At 43.7% G+C, this 8,527-nt stretch carries 5 protein-coding genes; 4 read left to right on the top strand and 1 reads right to left on the bottom strand.

The annotated features are described in order from the left end of the window. Window positions 1-71 precede the first annotated feature (71 nt). The 3 genes from A3763_RS12275 to A3763_RS12265 are packed head-to-tail and all read left to right on the top strand — an operon-like array spanning window position 72 to window position 6,830. Window positions 72-1,349, top strand: coding sequence for an LSM domain-containing protein (locus A3763_RS12275; protein ID WP_068554558.1), 1,278 nt, complete (start codon window positions 72-74; stop codon window positions 1,347-1,349). A 30-nt stretch (window positions 1,350-1,379) separates the two neighbouring features. Continuing rightward, on the top strand, window positions 1,380-2,702 hold the full coding sequence (gene argA / locus A3763_RS12270; RefSeq protein WP_197470293.1) for an amino-acid N-acetyltransferase: 1,323 nt from the start codon (window positions 1,380-1,382) through the stop codon (window positions 2,700-2,702). Between the two features lie 48 nt (window positions 2,703-2,750). Further along, window positions 2,751-6,830: a DUF1631 family protein gene (locus A3763_RS12265; protein ID WP_068554560.1), complete on the top strand. Its 4,080-nt coding sequence runs from the start codon at window positions 2,751-2,753 to the stop codon at window positions 6,828-6,830. 59 nt (window positions 6,831-6,889) lie between these two features. Here A3763_RS12265 and A3763_RS12260 read toward each other — a convergent pair whose 3' ends face one another. Continuing rightward, window positions 6,890-7,309: an OsmC family protein gene (locus A3763_RS12260; protein WP_068512558.1), complete on the bottom strand. Its 420-nt coding sequence runs from the start codon at window positions 7,307-7,309 to the stop codon at window positions 6,890-6,892. A 383-nt stretch (window positions 7,310-7,692) separates the two neighbouring features. Here A3763_RS12260 and crp point away from each other — a divergent pair, with 383 nt between their 5' ends. Continuing rightward, window positions 7,693-8,334: a cAMP-activated global transcriptional regulator CRP gene (crp, locus tag A3763_RS12255; RefSeq protein WP_068512556.1), complete on the top strand. Its 642-nt coding sequence runs from the start codon at window positions 7,693-7,695 to the stop codon at window positions 8,332-8,334. Window positions 8,335-8,527: the final 193 nt, after the last annotated feature.

The following is an 8,527-nucleotide window of genomic DNA, read 5'->3' as shown; positions in this document are numbered from 1 at the left end:
TAAAGTTAAATTCTTAGAATATTTGCTATAGTTTGTATACGAAGTTGGATAAGTTACTTGGAACATAAGAAATGATTAAGAAGTTAGGGGCTTTATTGATTCTTGGGCTGCTCCTTGTAGCAGGCATCAAGGCCTATGCCACGTACTCTGCGATGCAGTTTATAGAAAGTTTTAAACAAGAGCATAGTAAAAGCCTTTCGTTAAGCTATTCCTGGCTATCGGTTGACTTTGAAGGGAATATCCATTTTGAGGGACTTGTTTTAACGCCTTTTAGTTTGAAGCGTCCGATTAATATAGACAAACTTACGCTCGGTTTAGGCAATGCATCTTCAATGATGACAGCCTTGCCTAGCTTAAAAGTAGGCAAATTGACTGCTCCGATTTCAATGAGCTACTCTGGCTTGCGAATGCCTTTTAAGGGGCGCGGTCTTGATGAATGGATGGCTCTGTTTATTGGCGATAAGGTGTTGGTTCCAATGAGCTTGTTTGCTTGCGGAGATCGTTCATCTCTGGATTTCTCAGCTTTAAAAGCCATGGGGATAGAAGAGCTATCGGCTTCGGGTCGCATCTATTATGAGCAAGCCCGCGGCAAAGATATGATTACGCTGTCGATAGACATCGATAAGATCGGAAAGTTAGAGTTGGCCCTAAGTCTGGATTTGGAAGGGCTTAATACCGTAATTGAAACGGGAAATGTGTCAGCAATAAATATTCATAACCTAGAAATGAGTCATTTAGATGCGGGCTATGCTCGTCGTATGGTGAACTTATGCACGGAAGAGAGTGGCTTAGAGCCTGAGGCCTATGCAAAACATGCTTCTCAAGCTTGGCGAATAGGTATGGCGGGGATAGGAATGCTGGCAAATGAGGCTGTCGAAGATTTATATCGTGATAAATTGTTGCAAGGCGGTGTCTTGAAGTTAAAAGTTGAACCTCCTGTGCCGATAAGGTTGGGAGAGTTAGAACGACTTTATGATCAGGAACTAGTGTCTAGTCTAGCAATAAGTGCAAATATCAACGGCAAAATGAGTCAATCGTTGCAGCTGTTTTTAGATGGCAGTTATTATCGGCCTGAGCCAGTGCTTGAAGAGAAACCTAAAAAACCAGAGAGCAGCGGTCAGGCGACAGTGGTTTTGAGTAATTTACGCTATCAGCCAACTGATATTATGGTTTTATCCGAATTCGTCGACCGTAAAGTAAGAATTGAACTCAAGGATGGCAAAACCTACCAGGGCTTGTTGAAATCTGCTGACGAACAAAAAATTGAAGTGACGCTTATTTTTGGCGGTGGGACTGCAGATTACTTTTTTGCTAATGAGAAAATAGAACTCGTCGAAGTTTGGCGCTAATACGCTGCCAACTCAGGTATTCATAAATAGATGACTGAAATGAAAGAGTGGGTGAGCTGGTTTAGAAATGCTTCCCCCTATATAAATGCTCACCGTAATCAGGTTTTTGTGCTCGCCCTAAGCGGAGAAGCGCTAGCAAACCATAATCTGGCGAATATTATCAATGATATTAGTTTGCTAAATAGCTTGGGTATTCGCTTGGCTATTGTTTTTGGGGCTCGTCCGCAAATAGATGAGGAGCTTGCCGACCGGGGGATACGTTCAAAATTTCACTTGGGCCTTCGTGTAACGGAAGAAAGAATGATGCCTGCGGTGCTTAAAGCCTACGGAAGACTTCGTTCGGAGCTCGAGGCTCGCCTCTCTATGGGGGTTGTGAATTCGCCAATGCACGGGGCTAAAATTCGAGTAGTCAGTGGCAATTTTGTTATGGCAAAGCCTCATGGTGTGAGTCGAGGTGTCGATATGGGCCATACGGGGCATGTCAGGAAGATTGAAGTCGAGGCTATTACCCAGAGCTTAGAGTCAAGCTCAATCGTTTTGATTCCTGCAACTGGGTACTCTATGAGTGGTGATATTTTCAATTTAAGCTACGAAGAGCTCGCAGGGGACTTAGCGGTAAGGCTACAAGCAGATAAGCTGATATTTCTAGGTAGTGAAAGCCCTATTTCGACAGAAAAAGGCACAGCAGTAAAGCAGCTGACGGCTGAAGAGGCCTTGTCTCTTGTCGACACAAAACGTGCTGGTACTGAGCTAATTGACGCGGGTACTCCCTTGAATTTGCTATATTCCGCTGCGATAGCTTGCCAGGCTGGTGTGACTAGAGCTCACTTGCTTGGTTATGCTCATGATGGTGCTTTGCTTGAAGAGTTATTTACCCGAGATGGTCATGGCACAATGGTTAGTGTCGAAGTCTTTGACCAAATAAGGCCAGCGAGACTGGAAGATACGAACGGTATTTTGAACCTGATTCGTCCTCTTGAAGAGCAAGGCTATTTGGTTAGACGCTCACGAGAGCTACTTGAGACGGAATTAGATTATTTTCTGGTTGAGGCTCGTGACAACGCGATCATAGCTTGTGTTGGTTTATATCCTTTTACTGAAGACAAGGCCGGTGAACTCTCGTGTTTCGCGGTCGATCCGGATTATCGACAAAAAGGCCGTGGAGATCGTTTGTTAGAAGCTGTAACAGATAGAGCAAGGTCTCTAGGCTTATCCCGTTTATTTGTGTTAACAACTAAGACTGAACAATGGTTTAAAGAACGGGGCTTCGGCTTGAGTTCTTCAGAGCACTTGCCTGGCGGGAAAAACTATAACTCTAGCCGCAATGCAAAAGTATTGATGAAACAGATTTAGACTATTCATGGACCATATTAATCGAACTCAACAACAGCGGATTACGCAATGAACAAGAGTCAGGAACGTCGCTCAAGTATTCGTCGACCGATTCATCATGAGGCAATACTGCACTTAGGTAAAACCCACCATGTTCCTTGTGTGATTGCAGACTATTGCCCTGACGGTATGTTTCTCAAATTTGATCGTGAGTATATCGACTTTTTGGCCATACTTAGAAAAGAAGATTTACTGGACCTTTCTTTTAAGGACTTGCGTGGTAAAGAGTTTCACATCGGTGCGCATCTCGCACATATGATGACAGGAGCTTTTGGTATTCGCTTTACTGAGCGTAAACCTCAAGCTATCCGTGCTTTGGTTGCTATGAACCAGGGTGCACGTTCGGCACCAAGCGAAGAGAGCAAAAAGATTGTTGAGGAGTGTATAGAAAGGATTCATAGCACGACACTTCCCTTAATGACAGACCTTTGGCCAGTTTTAATTGAGGAAATAAAGCAAGCTTCAATACAGGCCCAAAGTGACCAAAAAGCCAATGAGCTAATGGCCGCTGCTGAGAAAGTAGAGAAGAGTCAGCGTGAACTGCAAGCTGGTTTTTCAATTGGAGTGCAAGATCCTTTAGGGGCATATCAAGAGCATCTGGATATGTCTACAAAAATGAGCGATACCCTATCGCTTGTCGATAAAGGTGACTTTGAAGACTGGTTGACTTCAAGGGTCTTGATTACCAAATGTGAAACTCAATATCGTGCCGAATTATTACCTCTTAAAGTCCGTTTGGATGCGGTAGGAATTGGTGATAAAAACCATCACCAAAGTGTTTTTGGCCCAGCATTGTTGGTGAGTGCTTTTCATGCCGCCGTTATACCTCTGCGCTTGGGTGGGGCACTAGAGAAACTGGTTTTCAAGGTGTTTGAAAAGCAGGTAATGACGTCGCTTGATAGTTTGTATTTAGGTTTAAACCAGATTTTGGTTAACCATAATATTCTACCGAATATGGATCTGGCTAAGGCAGTCAAGTCACGTGCAGAAGCTAAACCTAAGCGATCAAAACCAGAGCCCTCTCAGGAGAAAAGACCGCAAGAGCAAGAAAATTCAGCTCAGGGTGGTTCTGCAGGTGGGCCTGGTGTGGCGGGAAGGCCAGGCTATGTGCCGGAAGCGTCCCCTATGGCAGCCAGTTTAGAAAGCCAAGCAAGTTTAGCTACCTCCGCTGAAACTCAACAAAACCAAGATGCCTTGGGAGCGCCAAGTGCCCCGTTAGAAGAGCAGCGTTCTTCCTTTATCGAATCTCTTGGTGGTGGAACCGGGCAAGCTGATACTCAAAGCGCTGCATTAACAGCGCCGCCTTTTCAGTCCGCAAGCTCTCCTTCAGGTGCGGCTCCAGGTCTAGGAACACTATCCGGTCAAGCAAATCAAATGGGTGGCGATAGTCCATTCCAACAAAATCAGGCAGAAGTGCAAAGTGCGCTAAATAATGTTGTGGGTTTGATGCGATCTTTGCGGAAAAAATCAGCTGAACAGAGTCAGCGCTTAGGTGAGGCCAGCGCTCCACTAGAGAATTACTCGCAAGGAGAGTTCACCGAAGGCCTTGCTGAGCTTCAAGGTGCTAGTGATGCTGACAAGCTGGAAGAACGCCCTAGCTTGATGTCCCGAGTAGAGGAGAGCTTCAAACAGCAGGGAACTGAAAAAGCACTCGATGAGCAACAGAAGGTTGCTATCGATGTCGTAGATCGCTTTTTTTACAGTATGCGGAATAACCCCCGTATTAGTTCTGAAGCAAAACAGCACCTACTTAAACTTGAAGTACCAGTACTGAAAGTGCTACTGAAAGATGAGCGTTTCTTTGAAGATCATAATAGCTCCGTCAGAGCTGTTATGAACCGTATTGCTCAGCTTGGCGCAAAAGGTGTTACCTTGAACCCTGCAAGCCGGCGAAAGGTGTCAGAATTAGTAGAGCAGATTGTTGAGCAGTTTGAACAAGATACTGAAATATTCGATAGCGTCCTGGCAGAATTGGACCAATTGATCGAGAAGCAAAACAAGCTATATGTTAAGAATGTAGAGCGAGTGGCAGCCGCTGCTGATGGTGTGCATAAGGTTGATGAGGCCAAGGTTGCGGTTGCAACAGCACTTAATCAACGTTTTGCTGGAAAGCAGGTTCCATCAGCCGTTAGTGTGTTGGTTGAAAATGGCTGGAAGGAACTGCTGAACCTCACCCATATAAAATATGGTGAAGATAGTGAGCAGTGGCATACTTATTTATCGGTTCTTGATCGTCTAATTGCTTTTGGAGACAATCCTGAAATCCCCGTTGATGCTAAGAAAATTATTCCTGTTATTCAAGAAGGTCTGAAACAGGTATCGGGAACGAATGAAGCGTCTGGCACTGTAAGAGAGTCGTTAAAGCATCTTATTCAAAATGCGCCACGTGGTTGCCATAATATGGTGCAAGCTAAGTTACAAGACCTGCCAGAGACTGAAGATGACTTGGTGCAACGAAACCTTACTAAGTCTCAAGAGCTCAAAACCTGGATTCTAAAAGCAAAATCTATTGAAACGGGTACTTGGCTGCAACTTGAGCGAGAAGGAAAGGAACCGCAATACATGCGCTTGGTCTGGATAGCGAAAGGCTATAGCAAGTTCGTATGTGTAAACCATCAGGGTATGAAAGTTATTGAGCTGGGCTTACTAAAGTTTGCGACGTACCTAAGAGACCGGCGAATATCTCTGGATTTTGATTATGAACTACCCATGGTTAACCAGAGCCTCGACAATATGGTTGCCGAGGTTTACGACAAGATAGCGTATGAGTCGAATTATGACGAAGGTTCAGGCCTAATACGTAAATCAGAGTTTTGTCGTCAGGTTAGAACCTTGATGAAGAAAGGCAAGCGAACTGCAGAGTGTTACTTACTCTATATTCGTTTTTACGATACCAAAACAGATGATGCAGCAAGTTTGGAGCCGAGTTTCGCTAAGGATGTTGCAGGTCAATTGAGTGGTATGCTTGGTGGTGGTGTTTTAGGGCGGGTTAATGATTCTGACTTCGTCTTATTTACGGTTGACCATGGCGAAGAGTTTTTAGGTTTGCGGTGCCAGGATACGCTGGAGACTCTATGTGAGTCTGAAGAGACTGCATTGTCAGTGTTGATTGGTGAAAGTAAGGCGCATATGGGGTTTTATAACCCAGAGTCAATGATTCGTGCTGCATTAGAGTTAATTGAAGAGAGCTTTGCCCGAATACATCAAAGTGATGAGGGTGTCGATGGATCAGATTCAGAGTATCGAAATGAGCTTGAAGACGAGTTTGCCTCGGATGGCGTTCGTGTTAATGAACCAGAGCCTGTCGCCAATTCAGACAATATCCCGACTTTATATATTGACGAGTCAGAAAACATTTTACCTGAAGATATAGATTTTAGTGCGCTGACGCTTGAGCTGAAGATGCAGGTTGTGGAGTGTTTAAACAATACTGAGAGTGAGGCCGATGCGTCGAGCAGCAATAGCGTATTACAGAATCACGTGAACCTGTTGTGCTTTGTTGAGGGGGGGCAATCGCCTTTTGAGGTCAGTGGCGATGAAGATGCCAAAGAGCTGGATGCATGGTGGATTGCGCAGCTGATAGCCTTGCAGGCACATCAGCACCCTGTTTTAGATGATGAGAACTATGTCCGAGTGCAGATTAGTGGTTACTCTTTATGCGATGAAGAGTTTACTGAACAAATGCTTTCTCTTTCCAGAGCAGGGAAAATTCCCGCTAGAAAAGTATGTTTTGATCTATATGACTGCGCAGCGATTGAAGATATTCACTCTGCGGTGGCTTATATGAACCAATTAAAAGCGGAAGGCTTCAAATTTTGTCTCGATCACTTTGGCTCAGAGCGGTCTCCGTTTGCCTTTCTCAAAGCGTTGCCTTTCGATATGATCAAAATTGATGAGTCGTTTATGGAAGAGCTGAATCAAGCCGAAGGTGATGAAAAGGCGGCGGATTCGATTATAGAAATCGCTCACTATTTAGGTAAGAAAGTCTTGGCTAATGCCGTTGACACAGCCATCTGTCTGCAAAAAATGAAGCACTTGAAGGTCGATTTTGTTCAGGGCTCTTCCGTCTCTGCTTATATCGATTTATAGCAAGAGGCATAGAGCGAATTAGTGAGTTTAATTCGCTCTATATATTCAAGAACTATGGCTCAGGCTTCTTTTATCTCATAGCTGTGAGCGATTTCCACACCGCCTTTCTCAAGCATAATCGAAGCAGAGCAATACTTTTCAGCAGAGAGAGAAACGGCTCTTTTTACTTGGCTTTCTTTAAGCTGCTCACCACTGACAATGAAGTGGATGCTGATCTTGGTAAAAACACTGGGGACTTCGTCGGCACGTTCTGCGTCGATAATTGCTTGGCAGTCAGTTACGTTTTGACGGGATTTTTGCAGAATGCTCATGACGTCAAATGATGTGCAGCCACCCAAACCTAGTAGCAGCATTTCCATAGGTCGAGGGCCTTGGTTTTTTCCGCCATGGTCAGGAGGGCCATCCATTACTATTTCATGACCTGAGCCTGATTGACCTACAAATTTGGCGTCACCGCCCCAATTAATTGTTACGTTCATGTGTGTACCTAATGAGTATTCGTAATGAGAATTGAATTAGCGAAATTGCGTCGAAGAAGTACTTAAAAAAGCGAGTAGAGGACTGTTGGTTCCTCGAATGTCACTTGCTCTAGTGTGTATGTTACAAAATGATGATGCAGAGTAACATAAATCCCTAATTAATAATCACTGTGGAATTGTTTTTTTGATCTATACTTTTTAAAAGTATCAAAGAGTTACTTAAGGTTATTACGAAAAAGGAATTGAAAAACCTTGTGCTTGAGCTGAATTATAGTAGGCTAAGCTACGGTTTTTGCTGATAAAAAGTGAATAAAGATTCAGTTTTGGCCTATTACAGGAAGTAACGCTTGACGATAAGTAAGCAAATAAAAAGGTAAATTAGAATGTCCACAATACTCAAACCGATAGAAAGTAAAACAAAGCACCTCGATTTCTTTCTATCGCAATGTCATCGTAGAAAATACCCTAGTAAAAGTACAATCATTTACGCCGGCGATAAAAGTGATTCCTTATTTTATATTATTAAAGGCTCGGTAACGGTAATCATTGAAGATGATGATGGTCGTGAGATGATCATGGCTTATTTGAATGCCGGTGATTTCTTCGGTGAGATGGGCTTGTTTGATAATCTGGACTCTCGAAGTGCCTGGGTTAAAGCCAAAACCGAGTGTGAAGTTGCTGAGATCAGCTACAACAAGTTCCGGGAAATATCGTCTCAAGACTCGCGTATTTTGTATTTTATTGGTGAGCAAATGGCGAGTCGTTTGCGACAGACAACGCGTAAGGTGGGTGACTTAGCATTTCTTGATGTAACGGGTCGTGTTGCACGCACTTTACTGGATTTATGTAAAGAACCTGATGCGATGACTCATCCAGACGGCATGCAAATTAAGATTACGCGTCAAGAAATAGGGCGAATAGTTGGCTGTTCTCGTGAAATGGTTGGACGTGTACTCAAGACCCTTGAGGATCAGGGATTAGTTCAGGTTAAGGGTAAAACTATGGTGGTTTACGGTACGCGTTAACTCTTTAGGTTTTCCCATTTTGTTTAAGAAAAAGCAGGCTTAGCCTGCTTTTTTTGTTTGGGCTGTGGGTAATATACCTATTCTATATTTTGTTGGTAGAAGGTTTAATTCAAATAGCAATGTAAATAGTGGTTGACCTTCGGTCTGGATTCCGATGGAATATGCTTATAAGGTGAATGTGACCCGTGACCCT

It is taken from the genome of Oleiphilus sp. HI0128 (assembly GCF_001635365.1).
Note: the sequence above shows the minus strand (reverse complement) of the source record. Positions and strands in the feature narration are given on the sequence as shown.

What these genes read in the sequence shown, in the direction of transcription:
- A3763_RS12275 (WP_068554558.1), top strand. Translation starts at nt 72, where the DNA reads ATGATTAAGAAGTTAGGGGCTTTATTGATTCTTGGGCTGCTCCTTGTA.
- argA (WP_197470293.1), top strand. Translation starts at nt 1,380, where the DNA reads ATGACTGAAATGAAAGAGTGGGTGAGCTGGTTTAGAAATGCTTCCCCC.
- A3763_RS12265 (WP_068554560.1), top strand. Translation starts at nt 2,751, where the DNA reads ATGAACAAGAGTCAGGAACGTCGCTCAAGTATTCGTCGACCGATTCAT.
- A3763_RS12260 (WP_068512558.1), bottom strand. Translation starts at nt 7,309, where the DNA reads ATGAACGTAACAATTAATTGGGGCGGTGACGCCAAATTTGTAGGTCAA.
- crp (WP_068512556.1), top strand. Translation starts at nt 7,693, where the DNA reads ATGTCCACAATACTCAAACCGATAGAAAGTAAAACAAAGCACCTCGAT.